Genomic DNA, 16,318 nt, shown 5'->3' with positions numbered 1-16,318 from the left:
TACAGTTTCAATTAAAAGAGTCAGATAACAAAGAAAAGACAATTTATTGAGGCAGTTTAGACCTGTATAAACTCCCTTCTGCATCAATTAATTCTTGTGTTCTGTTCCCATCGATGTATAGTTGTTCGATCACTTCAAATGTGCATTTATCCGAATGATAGGTCTTGATCATGTAATGATGGCTCATGAACAGAGAGTGATAACAAGCTCCTGCTAGAAGTGGAGTAAGTAGGATGAGAACTTTCGGTCTCTTTATTATCCAATCTAAAGTCAACCCTACAGGTAAGGCCAGTAACGGCATCCATTCGATCAGAGGCCTACAACCATATGCTCCACCATACCACCAGCACCACCAAGCAAAAATGACATAGATGGTCAGGGCAAAAGGCCAGAAGAGAACGTGAAATGCAGCCTTCTCTCTTTGGTAGAGGAGTATGAACCCCGGAATCACTAAAAGCATAATTGGACTATAGATGAACCACCCTTTAAAGGAAGAGAATAGGCCCCACCAGACTTTGGAATCTAGCCAATGAAAGCCTTCGTCGTAGTAACCATCATAGAAGTATTGACCTGTGATGGTTTTCCAATGATAGATTTGTGGCACAAACACAAGTGCAAATAGAAAAAGAGCAGGTAATATTCCTTTTATCCAGAAGCTCTGTTTGCGAAGCTCTTCCTTGTTGTACCAGAGAATGGCTAACCCAATTGTAACTATAATCAATGCATCGGTATAACGAGTTAGGACAATCACTCCAGAAAGGAGGCCAATCATCCACAGGAAATGTGCTTTACGACTCTGGGAATATCGAATGGCTAGCCACATCAATATGCATACATCCGTAAAGAGCCATACGTGCGGAAGTGCTGCTTTGAAAAGTACGTTGGTGAGTAGATTGGTCCCGATAAAATAGAGCACGAGTAGCGTTGCTGTTACTTTCTCTGAAAAGAAGAAGAGAAGTACTTTCCTTAAGAAGATCAAACCGATGAGAAAACTCAAATAACCTGAATAAAGCAATGCCCTATGGTAAGGTGGTGAGAGTGTATTGGGCGGATAATCCGTGAAGGTTTTAATGATCCAATGGCTAATCAAAAAGCCGGGTGCATATTGATAGGCTAGGCCCATGGTGTATTTGGTCGCATAGGGTTTGCCTGGCGAACCTTGTGGACCGTAATAGTGGATTAGCTTGTCGCCATCAAAATCGTGCTCAAGTCCGGGGTCGTCATAAATGAGATATCCCGGTAAGTACGAATAGTAGCCTGCAACATCAAAGGATATCACTTTCCAATTGTATTCAGAATCCAACGGATCATCTATTTTATAAAAGATGGCTCCTATGAGCACAATGAGGAGAATGGAATATTTTGAGAGTGAAGACATTGAATGGACTTAAAAAATCAGTTTGATATTCTCCTGTATTTTGAACGACAGATGCTCTGAGCAAAAAGTGCTAGATTTTCTTTTCGCTCAATCTAATTACGCATTATGTCTTGTCAACAGGCCATCCCAATATGCTTGCCCACTCTGATGGAGAATGGCTAGGGCCAGATAGGATGAATTGCCTTTCACCAATCTGTAAGACCTCTATTTCTTCCTCGAGGAGGTCTTCATCTAGCCCCCCATAAAACAAGATGTTTGAGTGTTTCGTTGAGCTGGTTTCCTCCCAAATCCATCTTCGCCTTTCCTTACCCAATCTAACGCTAATAAGGGAGGGGTCATTTAACACACTGCAGCCGTAGTTGAGGATGTCAGGTCCATCGGTCCCAAAGATGATCAATTCTGTTTGGTGTTGTTCGCAGGCTTGATACAAAGACTCACACTCTTCTTGTAGTTGCTCCACAGATCGGACTTGCACCATTCTGTAGCCAAAGAGATGAAAGTCCTCATAACCTGTGTTGATTTTACTCCAAGCGGATATACCAGATATGGGTATCAGAAGAATAGGCACAAGGATTGGAACCTTCTTGAACGAAAAGCCCAATACGAGGAGTAATGTAAAGGGAAGTGCCAAGTACATCCTACTCGTACTGAAGTAAACCGATTCAAACCCATCGTGCGCTTTATTGCTGGTTAAGCTGAACAAAAGAATGATCAGAACAGAAAGGCCAATAAGGGCAGTTTGAGTATTCTTTCGAATGAAGTTATACAGGATGACGATCAATAGGAGAACAAGGAACCCTAGTCCACGGGTGTGGATGAGTGGAATAAATCCTCGAAAGGTCTCGTGAAGCTTTTTAATGGACTCGCCAAAATCGTAGGTAGATAATCGGAATTTAAAGGAGTGCACAATAATCTCTGGGTGGAGGGTATAAAAGTGCTGAATTCCGAGATGTATGATTACTCCTATCATCGCGCCCACTGAAAAGTAGATGAGAAAGGTCTTCTTCACTACGGATTGAAAGAACTGATGCAGAAGAATGGGAGCAAGGAGGAAAATCGCGCTCACATTCAAACTCAACGAGAGAATGGAGAGAAGTCCGAGTGTTAGAAAGGCCAGGGCACTTTTTCTCTGATGAAAATAAATGCTAAAGCTCGAAAGGGCAATTCCCGGGATATATGCCCGGGGAAGACTCATCTGAATATCGGTGTAATAAGCGAGCGTAACTGATAAGGCAACAATGGAGATCGCCCACTCTCTTTTTCCTTCTTTCCAAAAGAAATAAAAGAGGTTAAAAATGATGGAGAGGACCATCAAATGGGTAATCAGCGGAACGACTTGATAAGGTTCACCTCCGAGAGCTACCAAAGGAGCTGCCAACAGTGCTTCGGCCATGTTTCCATAGTCTTGACCATAGAATCTAGGTTCGTGGAAATGTCCATTCGCCATGTCTTCACTAGCAGTCCACATAACGGTTTGGTCGCTATCGGTCCACTTGATATTATAGGACGTGAAGATGGTAAAATGGAAGACAATCGCCCCAACGAAAGCAATCGTTGCCAGAATAGAATGGAGGTTCCTGTGCGTAGGCATTGAGAGAATCAAATATCCATCTCAGGAATCTCTCCTTCTACGATCAACCTTCCTTCTGTGGCTGCGCGAATTTGATCCACACTTACGCCTGGCGCTCGTTCTACTAGAATGAATCCCTTGCCTTCTGGATCAATTTCCAAGACGGCTAAATCGGTCACTACTTTCTTCACACACTGAACTCCTGTAATGGGAAGTGTACATTCTTTGAGAAGCTTGCTCTGACCCGCTCGGTTGGTGTGCATCATGGCAACGATGATATTCTCGGCCGAAGCGACGAGATCCATGGCGCCACCCATACCCTTCACCATTTTTCCAGGAATTTTCCAGTTGGCGATGTCGCCGTTATCTGCCACTTCCATGGCACCTAGCACCGTCATTTGTACATGTTGACCACGGATCATCCCGAAGCTCGTTGCACTGTCAAAGAACGACGCACCTGGCAAAGCAGTAATGGTCTGTTTACCTGCGTTGATTAAGTCGGCATCTTCCTCCCCGTCGAATGGGAAAGGGCCCATGCCCAAGATGCCATTTTCACTTTGAAACTCTACCGAAATACCTTCGGGAATATAGTTGGCTACCAAAGTTGGAATACCAATACCAAGATTGACATACCAACCGTCTTTCATTTCTTTAGCGATTCTTTTTGCGATACCGGTTTTGTCGAGCATGACTTGGAATTTGTGGTGTTTAAGAGGTTTTAGGGGTTTTAGGTGTTTATGGTGTTTAGTGGGGAGCGGGGTTTTGATGAAAGAGTTAGACGAATTTACTTGGATATGGAGTGGAGGTACTTAGAAAGTCCTGCCAAATTACCCTTAATCGAAGAAATATGCTCAAGATAGTCTTCCAATTCGGAAGGGCTAATCAATCTGGTACTATCCATTGCATAAATCATACTCTCAACTTCAAAACAGCTTCCTCTAGCGATACTTAAAAACCTTAAAAACTCTTTATTTGATTTTCTACCAAAACCTTCTGCAATGTTGTTCATAATTGACAGTGAGGCTCTGATGATTTGATTTTTTAATTCATATTCTCTTCTCAGCTTAGGAGAAGTTCTGAAGCGCGAATGCAAGGCTTGGAACAGTAATAAGGCAGATTTCCAGCTGTTTAATTCTTTAAAGTGTTTTATGGTTGCCATTGTTTTTAGAGGCAATCAATGGTATTTAATTCACAAAGAGTCGAATCTCAACATCCTTTAACATATTCAAGTGTATCACAGCTGCTAACACCTGAAACTGCTATACCCCCTAAAACATCTATAACGCCTTACACCCAACAAACCTATTTCTCTCTCACCGTCCTCTGCTCAATCCGCTTCTCATACCCTTCTCCTTGGAAGATGCGTTGAACGAATATTCCTGGGGTGTGTATTTCATTGGGGTCGAGTTGACCTGCAGGGACGAGTTCTTCAACCTCGGCAACGGTGATTTTACCTGCCATTGCCATCATTGGGTTAAAGTTGCGAGCGGTTCCTTTAAAGATGAGGTTGCCGGCTTCATCACCTTTCCAAGCTTTTACGAAGGCGTACTCCGCATCAAAAGCATGTTCTAAGATGTGTGGCTTTCCGTTGAATTCTCGAACTTCTTTCCCTTCCGCTACTTCGGTACCATAGCCCGCTGGAGTAAAGAAGGCTGGAATACCAGCGCCTGCTGCTCTGCATCTTTCGGCCAAAGTTCCCTGAGGAATGAGCTCTACTTCGAGTTCGCCACTAAGCATCTGACGCTCAAATTCGTCATTCTCTCCTACGTATGAGGAAATCATCTTTTTCACTTGACGAGTTTGGAGAAGGAGACCCAATCCAAAATCATCTACACCTGCATTGTTAGAAATACAAGTGAGGTCTTTTGCACCGTGCTTCTGAATAGCATCGATGGCTTTTTCGGGGATGCCACAAAGGCCAAATCCACCAAACATCACGGTCATACCATCTTGAATTCCTTCAATGGCTTCATCCGCGTTGGCTACTACTTTTCGAATCATGGGTTATTCGAGTTTAAAATTCGTCTCCACCAGGTAACCCTGAATTTCCACTTCGAGTTGAATTGTATCGGTCACAGTTCAATTCAATGGTCATCGGGTAATCTGGTTTTGCAAAGTCTTCCTGACTCACGTTGAGGTCTGGGTCAGCGTAACATTTCTTCATAAACAGCGCCCATACTGGAAGCGCAGTTGTTGCACCCTGACCGAACGTGATAGATCTAAAGTGGGCAGATCGGTCTTCACACCCTGTCCATACTCCGGTGATTAGGTTGGGAACCATGCCCATAAACCATCCGTCACTTTGATTTTGGGTGGTGCCTGTTTTTCCTGCAATCTCGTTGGTGAAAGTCCAAGGGTAGCCGGTTACGGCACCGCGTTCGTATGCGGGTCTGCTTCCGCCTCCTCGTAATCGAACCCCTGTACCGGCTTCAGTTACTCCGGTCATGAGGTTGACAATGGCATAGGCATCTTCTTCACTCATCACACGCTCTTGCTGGGTGTGGAATTCTTGCAGTACTACGCCGTTCTTGTCTTCTATACGGGTAATGAAAATTGGAGCGGTGTAGTTTCCTTTATTGGCAAATGTGGTATACGAGCCCACCATTTCATAAACGCTGAGGTCTACGGTGCCTAAGGCGATAGATGGAGCTACGGGAATATCTGCTTTAATTCCCATTCTTCGCGCTAGGCGAATGACAGGTTCAGGCCCTGTTTGCTTCATCAAGTAGGTTGTGATGGTGTTCATGGAATGTGCAAGGCCGTGTTTCAAGGTTACCACACCTCCGTATTCATCCCCCGAGTTCTTCGGACACCAATCTTCCATCAATCCAAATTGACCCCTTTCTATACAGGTGAGCACGTTTGGAACCAACATACATGGAGAGTAGTGCTTTTGCTCAATAGCGGTGGCGTAGACGAATGGTTTAAAGGTTGAACCTACTTGACGTCTTCCTTGGTTGACATGATCGTATTTGAAATAGCGATAATCAACTCCTCCTACCCAGGTTTTGATGGCTCCGGTTTGAGGGTCGACAGACATCATACCCACTTGATAAATGCTCTTCATCCATCGGATGGAGTCGAGTGGAGACATCACCGTGTCAAGTGGACCATTCCAAGAAAACACTTCCAATGGAATAGGCGTATTAAAAACGGTTTTAATGCTGTCTTCGGAAACCCCTTGGCGCTTTAATGTGCGGTAACGCTGGGTTTGTTTCATGGCCGAGTTCAACACTCCGTTAATCTGACTCTGACTATTTCCTGAGAAGTAGAAAGGGAAGTCTCGACGATCGCCATCAACTTCCTGAAAAACGCGTTGCAAGTTCGACATGTGCTCTTGAACCGCTTCTTCCGCGTAGCGCTGCATACGTGAATCAAGCGTAGTATAGATACGAAGCCCTTCTGTGTAGATGTTGTACTCGGAACCGTCTGGTTTCTTGTGTTCTTTTACCCAATCTTTCATGTACGCGCGAACATATTCACGGAAGTATGGCGCTAAACCGCGATCATGTGAAGAGCGGTTGAATTCCAGATCGAAAGGAAGGGCTGAAAGGGAATCCACTTCTTCAGAAGTCAACAAACCATTGCGTTCCATTTGATGAAAAACCGTATTTCTGCGGTTCATCGCATTTTCTGGAAAACGAAGAGGATTGTAGAGCGAAGGGTTTTTCACCATTCCCACCAACATGGCGCTTTGATGAAGTTTTAAACTGTCAGGGACACAGTTGAAGTACGTTCGGGCTGCAGAATTGATTCCCACTGCGTTGTACGTGAAGTCAAATTGGTTGAGGTAAAGAGTGATAATCTCTTCCTTGGTGTATCGTTCTTCCAGTTGCGTCGCAATCACCCATTCTTTGAATTTTTGCATCACGCGCTCAATTTTCCCAACGTTGTCAAAATCGTCAGAGAAAAGTTGCTTGGCCAATTGCTGGGTGAGTGTAGATCCACCACCGTTGCTACCGCCTTTTAGCACAGCTCGCGCCAAGGAGCGAAAGTCGATTCCACTGTGTTCTCTGAAGCGCTCATCTTCTGTAGCGATAAGGGCATTTACGAGTTCGCTTGGCAGATTCTCAAACTCCGCGTGTGTTCGGTTTTCGCGAAAGAATGTACCCAACAGTTCATTGTCGGATGAAATGATTTGAGAAGCCAAGAAGCTCTGTGGGTTGGCAATTTCTTCTGTAGAAGGAAGAGGGCCAAATGCACCAAAGCGTGCAAGCAGGACACAGGCTGCGATTCCAATAGCGGGAGAAAGGAAAAGTAGCCAGAGCCACTTCACATACTTTCTAAAATCGTTGTCAACTTTCTTTTTCTTTGATTCTGCCATGGCTTACTCGTTGTTGAGAGGTACAATGCGCAATCCTATTTCTTCCACCCCTTGCAAGAGTGAGTCTCGCATACCCTGCGAAATTTTAAACTGATACGTTCCTCTCCGAGTGAACTTAAGTGAACTCTTTGAGAAAGGTGCATCCACAGTTTTTAGCGCTCCAAATCCATCACCTAGCCATTTTCCGTTTGGCTCGGCTACGCGGTAGTTGATTTTGTCACTGTAGATAGATTCCTCCCCGATGGTAACCGAGCGGAATAGATAGATATTCTGATAGGGATAATCCGTGTTATGGCGGAGGCGAATGTACACCGCATAGTTCTCCGTAGTGTCTTTTGCCACTACGTTGAACACAACTGAACTGTCTGAACTCCAGCCGTTTTCCGGTATTTTCACGAATTCGTCATACATGGCATTGTCGCTGCATGAAGCAACGAACAAGCTCAATGTAATCAGTCCTAAAAGTTTACGCATCACCACCTTTGGGTTTGGAGTTGTTATTCCCTTTTGGGCCTCTTGGTTTCCGTCGGTTGTTCGGGCGCTTTCCACCTGTACGTGGAGCTCCGTTTTCAGCCTTAGGCGCTTGTCCCGTGTTGGCAGATTGTGGTTTGTTGGCACTTGCTCCGCCACCATCTGTAGTGTTCGGTTTTCGCTTGTTTTGAGGTCTACGGCCCTTTGGCTTAGGCTTGTTGCCAGCGCCTCCAGGTTTGTTTTGCCCCCCTTGCTTGTTTCCGGTTGGCTTGTTAGAACCCTTGTTATCGCCAACAGGTTTTGCATCCGTCGCTTTGGCGGCAGGCTTAGCCGTATTGGTCTTCGCTTTTGGTTTCTTGCGTCTACTCTTAGTTTTGCGCTGACGATCAAAGCGGTTGATGTCATCTTGACCGACCACATTGTCATAGTCTGGTTCTTCCACTTCGATGTCTTGCATCAATTCTTCCAGAGAAGCAGGAATTTCACCCTTGGCATTCTTGGCTTGAATCTCACTAACAGTACTTGTGTCGAGTGCAATCCACGTCATGGCTTCCTCAACATACGCATACCACATCATGCCTTTGAAGATGTCCATTTTCATGTACATCGCTTCACCTTTGCCCGTCTTCAGACGTTTGCCAGTATCTGGGAAACTCTTCAATGCTTCAACGTAAGAGTCGAGCTCATAATTTAAGCAACACTTGAGTTTTCCACATTGCCCTGCCAGTTTTGTAGGGTTCAAGCTCAATTGTTGGTATCGAGCGGCAGATGTGTTTACACTTCGGAAATCCGTTAGCCATGTGCTGCAGCAGAGTTCTCTACCACAACTGCCAATGCCTCCAAGGCGACTAGCCTCTTGGCGTGCTCCAATTTGACGCATTTCAATGCGAACGCGGAACATGCTGGCCAATTCGCGAATCAGTTGACGGAAGTCAACGCGATCATCAGCGGTGTAATAAAACGTGGCTTTAGAGCCATCGCCTTGGAACTCAACGTCGCTAATTTTCATCACCAAGTTCAGGCGAGCAGAAATCTCACGAGCTTTTAGCATCGTTTCGTGCTCTTTGCCCTGAGCTTCAGTCCAAATATCTATATCCTTCTGGGTAGCCTTGCGGTATACCTTTGGGGCTTGGTCGTTTTGAAGACGGAACTTCTTCTTGCGCATTTGCAGTCGAACGAGTTCACCGGTAAGTGAAACCTGTCCAATATCATGACCCGGTTGGGTCTCTACTGCTACGATATCTCCCATGTGAAGAGAGAGTCCGTCCACATTTTTATAGAACTCCTTACGGCCGTTCTTGAAGCGGATTTCAACCCAATCAAAGGGCTGCTGACCAGCTGGAGCTTCCATGTCTGAAAGCCAGTCAAAAACAGTCAGCGAGTCACATCCGCTAGTTCCACACGATCCATTCCCCCGGCATCCTTTGGGTAGGCCACCACCATTACTACATGAGGTACATCCCATTTTTTATATCGATTTGCCGGCAAATACCCCTAAATGTAACAACTTTTAGGCGGCATTACCGTTCCGGGTTTAAGCGCAAAGATAACGAACGAAAAGGCGCGGATTGGAATTGTCTTGCAATCCCGTAATTTGCATCGATATGAGGAAAACCCTAACCCTTGCTCTCGCAGCACTTTGTCTCTTCTCAAACGCTCAAGAATTGGGTGTTTGGAACGATTTATATACCTATAATCGAGTAAATGACATTGTTCCATTGAACGATGGGTACTTGTGTGCGGCTGGAATGGCCACGTTCAAGTTTGATTATGTGAATCGAGAAATTGATAAGTTCACCAAAGCCAATGGCTTGAACGATACACGTGTTACGGCAATCGAACGCGATCCTGTTTCAGGAATTGTGATTATCGGTTATGAGAATGCAAACATTGATATTTTGGATGGCGATAGGGTGTTCAATATGTCGGACATCGTCAATTCAGAAAAATTTTCAGGTCGAAAACGAATCAACGACATAGAGATTCACGGAGATTTCGCCTACTTGCTCACCGGGTTTGGAGTGGTTCAACTCGACTATAAGCGAAGGTTGATCATCGACACTTGGATTGTGGGACCGAATGCGACAGAAATGGAAGTATTCGACCTTGCCATTGATGAGGCGAAGGACTCCATTTGGCTTTCTACTGAAGATGGTTACTATAAGGCCTATATGCAAGATGCCTTGTACTACTTTACAAGCTGGACGAAGGACAGTAAATTTCTAGCCACACCTGGAGAGTTCATTGAATATTTCGAAGGGAACTTGTTTGCGGTTGGAAGATTTACACAACAGGATTCGCTTTACACTAGAGCTTCAAACGGCCGTTGGAATGCCGTTCCAGATGTGACATTAGGTCCTATACGTCAGGTGGAAGTGGAAGGTGGCCGCTTGATGGTTACGACCGCATTTGCTTCCGAAGAGCGCAATTCGTCTGGCCTCCTTTTGGATAATGTGACTTCGGATTATGGCGGAAACCCTGGATTTAGTCCTCTTTACTCTATGCGTGATGAAAGCGGCAATTGGTTCATTGGTGATGCCAATCAGGGATTGATATTTGTGGATAACCCCAATTATGTTCAACGTGCCAAGCCTCTTTCACCAAGAACGAATCTTGTTTATTCACTCTACATCGGAACAAACGGACTTTATGTTGCCACGGGTAATGTGAACGGCGTGTGGGCTCCAACGTACAACTTTGAAGGGTTCTACAATCTTTTCAATCAAAGCTGGACGCATTTTAATGTGGGACGAACCGACACTTCTCACGATATTCTTCAAGTGCTTGAAGATCCTTTAGATCCCACACGCGTTTTTGTCGCGGCTATGGGTTCGGGGATTTTGGAATATAGAAATGGAGTTCTCTTTGAGAAGTGGGATGAAGCGTCAACCAATCAAGTGTTGCGAGGAACGGGCACAAATCCGTTGGACTTGCGAACGGGCGGAATGGACTTTGACGCGGATGGCGTTCTGTGGGTAACGTGTTCAAACAGTCAAACTTCACTGGCTTCATACGATAGAGAAGGAAACTGGACGGCCCATTCCATCGGGACGTTTAATGGCAGTGAGATCAAGAATATTCGAGTTCTAGAAAACGGAGATTTTTGGATTCAAGGAAGAAATGACGGAATCTATTCCGTGCGAATCAGAGAGGGTTCAACCTCTACTCGACACCTTTCTACAGGTGAAGGGAATGGAGATTTATCATCTTCTTTTGTCCATGATTATGAAGAGGACCTCGACGGGGAGATATGGATTGGAACAGGTGAAGGTGTGATGGTTCAGTACGCACCCGACAACATGTATATCTCTGGAAGAAACTACGATGCTCGATCTATCATTGTGTTAGAAGACGGCGTTTACCAGCGACTACTTGGGTCGGAGGGGATATTGGCTGTTGAAATTGACGGAGCGAATAGAAAGTGGTTTGGAACAGAAACCGGTGGCGTTTTCTTGATTTCGGAAGATGGTCAGGATGAAATTCACCATTTCACAAAGGAGAACTCACCTTTGCCAAGCAACCGAGTATCGGATGTAAAAGTAGATCCAGCAGATGGGACGGTGTACATCGCAACCGATTTGGGCGTTGTGACATTTAATGGGGATGCTACCGCAGGTTCTGAAACAATGGAGGAAGTAACGGTTTATCCAAATCCCGTGCGTCCAGGGTATACCGGCCCAATTGCCATACGCGGATTGGTTGAAGACGCTCAAGTGAAGATTACAGATGTAGCCGGAAACATTGTATTTGAAACCCGTGCGAATGGGGGCCAAGCCGTTTGGTACGGTGAAGATTTGAGTGGTCATCGCGTTGCCACTGGCGTTTACTTGGCCTACATCACAGATGATTTGGGTGAAAACACACATGTTGCCAAGATCTTATTGGTGAACGGGAACTGATGACGGAAGAAAAGACGGCGGCCTTGGTCTTGGGAGTGATCAAGTATGGCGATCACGGAAATGTAGTTCGTCTGTTCACTCCTCATTTCGGTATGCGAGCCTTCATGGTTAACAGTCTTCGTTCGAAGAAAGGAGGGCAGTTTAGACCGTCCATGACACTTCCGCTCACCGCAGTGGAAGTGGTGATGAATCCACGAGTAAAGGGTTCGTTATTCCGCTTTACAGAAGTTCGGCCACTCCATCATTGGAAGACGCTCCATTCAGATCCCATCAAAATGACATTGTGCACATTCGGTGCAGAAGTGGTTTCAAAGCTCATTGCAGAGGAGCATCCCGAGATTGCCCTATTTAACGGTGTATTGGAATGGCTTAAAGAACTTGATGAGGAGGATTCTGCCATGGCTACAGCTCCTCAGCGCTTGCTCTTGTTAGCGGCTCAGCACATGGGCTGTTCTCCGCATTTCGAGACGTATGAAGAGGGTCGCTTGTTCGATATGATTGATGGAAAATTTGTGGATAGCCATCCGAGTCACAACCATTGGATGGATGTAGATGAAAGCAAAGCTATGCACGATATTGCAACGGGAAGAGGCAAATCCACACGTGCAATTCGTCAGCAGTTGCTAGAAGATCTACTGGGCTATTTGAGAATCCATCATGAACCTTTCGGAACGATGAAGTCGTTGGAGTTGATCCGCGTGTTACTCAGTTGAGTTCCACACTTCGCAAGATGGCTTCGAGCTCTTGCATCACCTTGTACTTCTTGGCTTTCACGCCGTACATAAAGCTCTCTACCGTTACAATGCGATTGTGCTCTTCGTCGTAGATCGCATAGCTCAAGAATGAGCCTCCCATAAAGTCATTGTAGGTTCTCCACAATCCACGAAGTTCAAAGGCCATCTTACCATCGATAGAAGTAGTGGTCAAGATAGGAGGAATGCGCATTTCCGTACCAGGGTAGCTTCCTTCACTCGGGCCTTCAAAATTGTATTTCAAAATGGTGTCACGAACGCTAATCATATCCGATCCCGGAGCGAGTTCGCTAATAGGGCGCGTGTGGATGAAGATGGCTCGATTTGATTCTCGGTATTGAGAGTATAGGATTATTAAGCTGTCTTTTTCCTGAGTAACGGTGAATGCATCTGGGAGTACCATGTTCTTAATACCCACTTTGGCAAGAGCCGGAGGAAGAGTGGAATATGCAGACTGACGAATTCTGTTGAGGAGAATCTGACGGTCGTGTTTCTGCAGGGTGTTGATGAACTGGTCTTTCTTCTCTTTGAACAATTGTGCTAAGCCCAGCTTGCTTGGAGCGATAAAGCTCACCACAATTTGAGGAGAGGCCCATTGATTGTAGCCCACAGAATAGCCCGTGCTGTCTGGAATGATAGCAAATTGAACAATGCTTTTGTAGCGCTCGAAGAAATCTCCAAAAGCTTCCTGATCTACCTGGTGAATAATGAAAAGAGGCTCAGCATTGGGAAGTCCGTTTACCGGCTCTTCGAGATCTTTTCGAAGGAGGTTTCCGAGTTCACCTTCCCACATTCCCTCATCAATAACGAGCATCATCTCGTTGTGTGTTCCTGAACTAGAAGGGAGAACTTCCTTTACTTCCCTGTCACAAGATGCAAAAACGATGATGGAGGCTAAGAGGAGGAATGCGTTTTTCATTGCGGATGTATCACAAGAGTTTGACCTGGTCGAATGCTCGAAGCACTGCGAATATTGTTCCAATTCATGATATTATCAGCAGAAACGCCAGGATATTTTCGCGCGATGTCGTAAAGTGTGTCACCCGAGCGAACCGTATAACGAACCGAACCGTTGCTCGAAGTGGCTGTAGTAGTAGTGGTGGTGGTGCTTTGCGGCAGTCTACGTGGGTAAACCACCAATCGCTGACCTACGCGAATCGTCGTTCCGCGGAGTCCGTTCCAATTTTGAATTTGGCGAACACTCACGCCATACTTTTGTCCAATCAATCCCAGAGATTCACCCGAGCGAACACGGTGTACCATACGCTCGTCCATCTCTTGCATTTCTGGCTCTTTCACTTCTTCTCTTTCAAACTGTTGAGCCGCCAAGGCGTAGATGCTGTCTTCATTATTGATGAAGACACCCATTTGTTCGATAGGAAGCACCAGGTAGAAAGACTGCCCAGCTACCTCCGGAATGATCCCCAACTTATACGAAGGATTCAAAATTTCAATCGCCTCTCTATCCAATCCTGTAAAGGTGGAAATCTGATCGAAGTGAAGCTTGTGTTTTACGCGAATGGTGTCCGTTTGGTAGTAGGACAACATAGAAGGAGTAGCGTACAAGCCGTGTTCTGGAGCGAAGTTCATCACGTAGTTTACCGCAATGAAGGCAGGAACATATCCTGCAGTTTCACGGGGTAGCCATGGACGAATAGCCCAGTAATCTTTTTGTCCACCGCTTCTGCGAATCGCTTTATTTACATTACCAGGACCACTGTTGTAAGCCGCCAGGGCCAAGTTCCAATCGCCAAAGATGTCGTATAGTTTTGTCAGGTAATCGCAAGCTGCTTTCGTCGATTTGAGGGGATCACTGCGCTCGTCTACATAGCTGCTAACGTGCAGACCTTGCATTCTTCCTGTGGCGTACATGAACTGCCAAAGACCCTTCGCGCCTACGCGACTGCGCGCTTGTGGATTCAATGCAGATTCTACAATCGCGAGGTATTTCATCTCCAATGGCATGTCGTACTGATCCAGTGTTTCTTCAAACATAGGGAAGTAGTACTCCGCCAAGCCTAGCATGCGTGAAACCTGTTCACGTCTGCGGTTAGCATACAAGTCGATGTAACGTCTTACCTCTTCGTTGTACACCAAGTCGAAGGGAGTTTGACTATCTAGATAGGCCATTCTTTCTGCGATAATGCTATCGGCAACAAGAGGGATATCTTCGGTAGTAGTAAGGGTGTCGAGTCCACTGAAATCTTCAATCGAGAAGAGAACAGAGTTCGCAAGGCTGTCGAGTTTAAGCGCGAATGGATCATCTTCAAACGACCATTCTTCCAAGCTGTCCTCATGAGCCACCTCGGTAGAGTCGCCCGGATCTGCGTAAAGCTGACCTGCGGTAAACAAACCTAATAATATTGCAAAAGTGCGCTTCATGATTGAACAACGTTACTGTATTCCAGATGCGTATATGCTAAACGTACAAAGATAACCAGCCTCCAAAAGTTGATTTGTCGGATAGTTCTGAACAATAGAAAGTTGAAACCTCGCTTAACCTTTCATCATTGCGTTGGCAATGCGTAAGAGCTTGTCGTCTTCAAATCTACCGGTCATCAGCTGGATACCGAAAGGCATTCCATTGCTATGCTTTCCTGTTGGGATAGAGATAGCAGGGTTTCCAGCAATGTTGGCTTGTACGGTAAAGATGTCTTCCAAATACATCACTGTTGGGTCGTTCAACTCTTGGTTGAGCGGGAACGCCGTGTGTGGAGATGTTGGGATAAGGATTACATCCGCCTCTTTCAAGATGGCGTCGGTGTGCTCTTGAATCAGTTTACGCGCTCTTTGGGCTTTGCCGTAGTATGCGTCGTAGTAGCCACTGGAAAGAACGAAGGTGCCCAACATGATGCGGCGCTTCACTTCTTCCCCAAAGCCCTCTGTTCTAGAGCGCTTGTAGGTGCTTTCTAGATCCGTGGCATTTTCACTCCTGTATCCAAAGTGAACACCGTCATAGCGAGCTAGGTTAGAGCTCGCTTCGGCCGTAGTGAGGATATAGTAAATCGGAACAAGGGTGTCGAGGTGAGGGAAGTCTACTTCTACAATCTCGTGACCTTTGCTCTTCAATTGCTCCATTTGAGCATTCATGTGAGCAACGATCTCTGGGTTGATACCTTCTCTGTTGAGCAAGTCTTTATAGACTGCTACTTTAAGAGGTTGAGGATCGAGTGATAAATCGCCGTGTACATCGGCTTCACGTTGACTACAAGTAGAGTCCATTGGGTCTGCGCCTCCCATAACCTCCATCACCAAAGCGGCATCTTCCACGTTCTTGGCAAATGGACCAATTTGATCGAAGGAGGATGCGTAGGCAATAAGGCCATAACGAGAGACTCTTCCATATGTAGGTTTGTGACCTACCACTCCGCAGAAGCTTGCAGGCTGACGAATGGAGCCACCTGTATCGCTACCCAGAGCAACATGACAAAGTCCGGCGGCCACTGAAGCTGCAGCGCCACCGCTAGATCCACCCGGAGAGAGGGCAGTATTCAAAGGGTTCTTCACAGCGCCATAAGCACTGTTCTCGTTGGATGAACCCATTGCAAATTCATCGCAGTTCGTACGACCAATAATAATGGCGTCTTCGTCGATAAGACGTTGAACAGCCGTGGCGGTAAACAACGATTCAAAGTTTTCAAGAATCTTAGAAGCTGCCGACACCTTGTGGCCGGAATAGCACATATTATCCTTAATGGAAATCACCAATCCGGCAAGCTTGCCCTGTGATCCATGTGCAAATTTCTGGTCGATAACCGTCGCGCGTTCGCGAGCATCACCAGCAAAAACTTCTAGAAAGATATTGTGATCGGCATACGTTTCGATGCGTTCGAGGAGGTTATTCACCACATCGATCATCTTCGCGTTACCATTCTTTAAATCGGCTTGTAAGTCCGCCAATCGGGTATACTCCATGCGTCTATT

At 45.9% G+C, this 16,318-nt stretch carries 13 protein-coding genes; 2 read left to right on the top strand and 11 right to left on the bottom strand.

Annotation, left to right across the window (positions count from 1 at the left end):
• Positions 1 to 43 precede the first annotated feature (43 nt).
• The 8 genes from F8C82_RS11990 to ricT all read right to left on the bottom strand — a co-directional run bounded on the left by F8C82_RS11990 (position 44) and on the right by ricT (position 9,094).
• Positions 44 to 1,378 carry a hypothetical protein gene (locus F8C82_RS11990; protein ID WP_151693826.1) on the bottom strand — a complete coding sequence of 445 codons (1,335 nt, stop codon included), beginning with the start codon at positions 1,376 to 1,378 and terminating at the stop codon, positions 44 to 46.
• Between the two features lie 103 nt (positions 1,379 to 1,481).
• Positions 1,482 to 2,969 carry a hypothetical protein gene (locus tag F8C82_RS11985; RefSeq protein ID WP_151693825.1) on the bottom strand — a complete coding sequence of 496 codons (1,488 nt, stop codon included), beginning with the start codon at positions 2,967 to 2,969 and terminating at the stop codon, positions 1,482 to 1,484.
• Between the two features lie 8 nt (positions 2,970 to 2,977).
• A complete protein-coding gene (locus tag F8C82_RS11980; RefSeq protein WP_151693824.1) occupies positions 2,978 to 3,637 on the bottom strand; it encodes a 3-oxoacid CoA-transferase subunit B in 660 nt (219 codons plus the stop codon).
• Between the two features lie 95 nt (positions 3,638 to 3,732).
• Positions 3,733 to 4,107, bottom strand: coding sequence for a four helix bundle protein (locus tag F8C82_RS11975; RefSeq protein WP_151693823.1), 375 nt, complete (start codon positions 4,105 to 4,107; stop codon positions 3,733 to 3,735).
• Between the two features lie 143 nt (positions 4,108 to 4,250).
• Positions 4,251 to 4,949: a CoA transferase subunit A gene (locus F8C82_RS11970; RefSeq protein ID WP_151693822.1), complete on the bottom strand. Its 699-nt coding sequence runs from the start codon at positions 4,947 to 4,949 to the stop codon at positions 4,251 to 4,253.
• A 13-nt stretch (positions 4,950 to 4,962) separates the two neighbouring features.
• A complete protein-coding gene (locus F8C82_RS11965; RefSeq protein ID WP_151693821.1) occupies positions 4,963 to 7,272 on the bottom strand; it encodes a penicillin-binding protein 1A in 2,310 nt (769 codons plus the stop codon).
• A 3-nt stretch (positions 7,273 to 7,275) separates the two neighbouring features.
• The gene (locus F8C82_RS11960) at positions 7,276 to 7,746 is read right to left on the bottom strand and encodes a gliding motility lipoprotein GldH (protein ID WP_151693820.1); all 471 of its coding nucleotides are present in this window, start codon (positions 7,744 to 7,746) and stop codon (positions 7,276 to 7,278) included.
• Complete coding sequence (gene ricT / locus F8C82_RS11955; RefSeq protein WP_407675824.1) at positions 7,739 to 9,094, bottom strand: PSP1 domain-containing protein; 1,356 nt, start codon at positions 9,092 to 9,094, stop codon at positions 7,739 to 7,741. The genes F8C82_RS11960 and ricT overlap by 8 nt, the downstream gene beginning before the upstream one ends.
• Positions 9,095 to 9,347: 253 nt before the next feature.
• Here ricT and porZ point away from each other — a divergent pair, with 253 nt between their 5' ends.
• The gene (gene porZ, locus F8C82_RS11950; protein ID WP_151693818.1) at positions 9,348 to 11,642 is read left to right on the top strand and encodes a type IX secretion system anionic LPS delivery protein PorZ; all 2,295 of its coding nucleotides are present in this window, start codon (positions 9,348 to 9,350) and stop codon (positions 11,640 to 11,642) included.
• Complete coding sequence (recO, locus tag F8C82_RS11945) at positions 11,642 to 12,355, top strand: DNA repair protein RecO (RefSeq protein ID WP_151693817.1); 714 nt, start codon at positions 11,642 to 11,644, stop codon at positions 12,353 to 12,355. The genes porZ and recO overlap by 1 nt, the downstream gene beginning before the upstream one ends.
• Here the strand turns inward: recO and F8C82_RS11940 are convergent.
• The 3 genes from F8C82_RS11940 to gatA form a co-directional block, all read right to left on the bottom strand.
• Complete coding sequence (locus F8C82_RS11940; RefSeq protein ID WP_151693816.1) at positions 12,348 to 13,313, bottom strand: DUF4837 family protein; 966 nt, start codon at positions 13,311 to 13,313, stop codon at positions 12,348 to 12,350. The two genes, recO and F8C82_RS11940, sit on opposite strands and share 8 nt — an antisense overlap.
• Positions 13,310 to 14,776: a lytic transglycosylase domain-containing protein gene (locus tag F8C82_RS11935; RefSeq protein WP_151693815.1), complete on the bottom strand. Its 1,467-nt coding sequence runs from the start codon at positions 14,774 to 14,776 to the stop codon at positions 13,310 to 13,312. Before F8C82_RS11935 ends, F8C82_RS11940 begins: the two co-directional genes overlap by 4 nt.
• A 114-nt stretch (positions 14,777 to 14,890) precedes the next feature.
• Positions 14,891 to 16,309 carry an Asp-tRNA(Asn)/Glu-tRNA(Gln) amidotransferase subunit GatA gene (gene gatA, locus F8C82_RS11930; RefSeq protein ID WP_151693814.1) on the bottom strand — a complete coding sequence of 473 codons (1,419 nt, stop codon included), beginning with the start codon at positions 16,307 to 16,309 and terminating at the stop codon, positions 14,891 to 14,893.
• Positions 16,310 to 16,318 lie beyond the last annotated feature (9 nt).

The organism is Phaeocystidibacter marisrubri, from assembly GCF_008933165.1.
GTDB classification, from domain to species: domain Bacteria; phylum Bacteroidota; class Bacteroidia; order Flavobacteriales; family Schleiferiaceae; genus Phaeocystidibacter; species Phaeocystidibacter marisrubri.
This window is presented reverse-complemented; position numbering and strand designations above follow the sequence as displayed.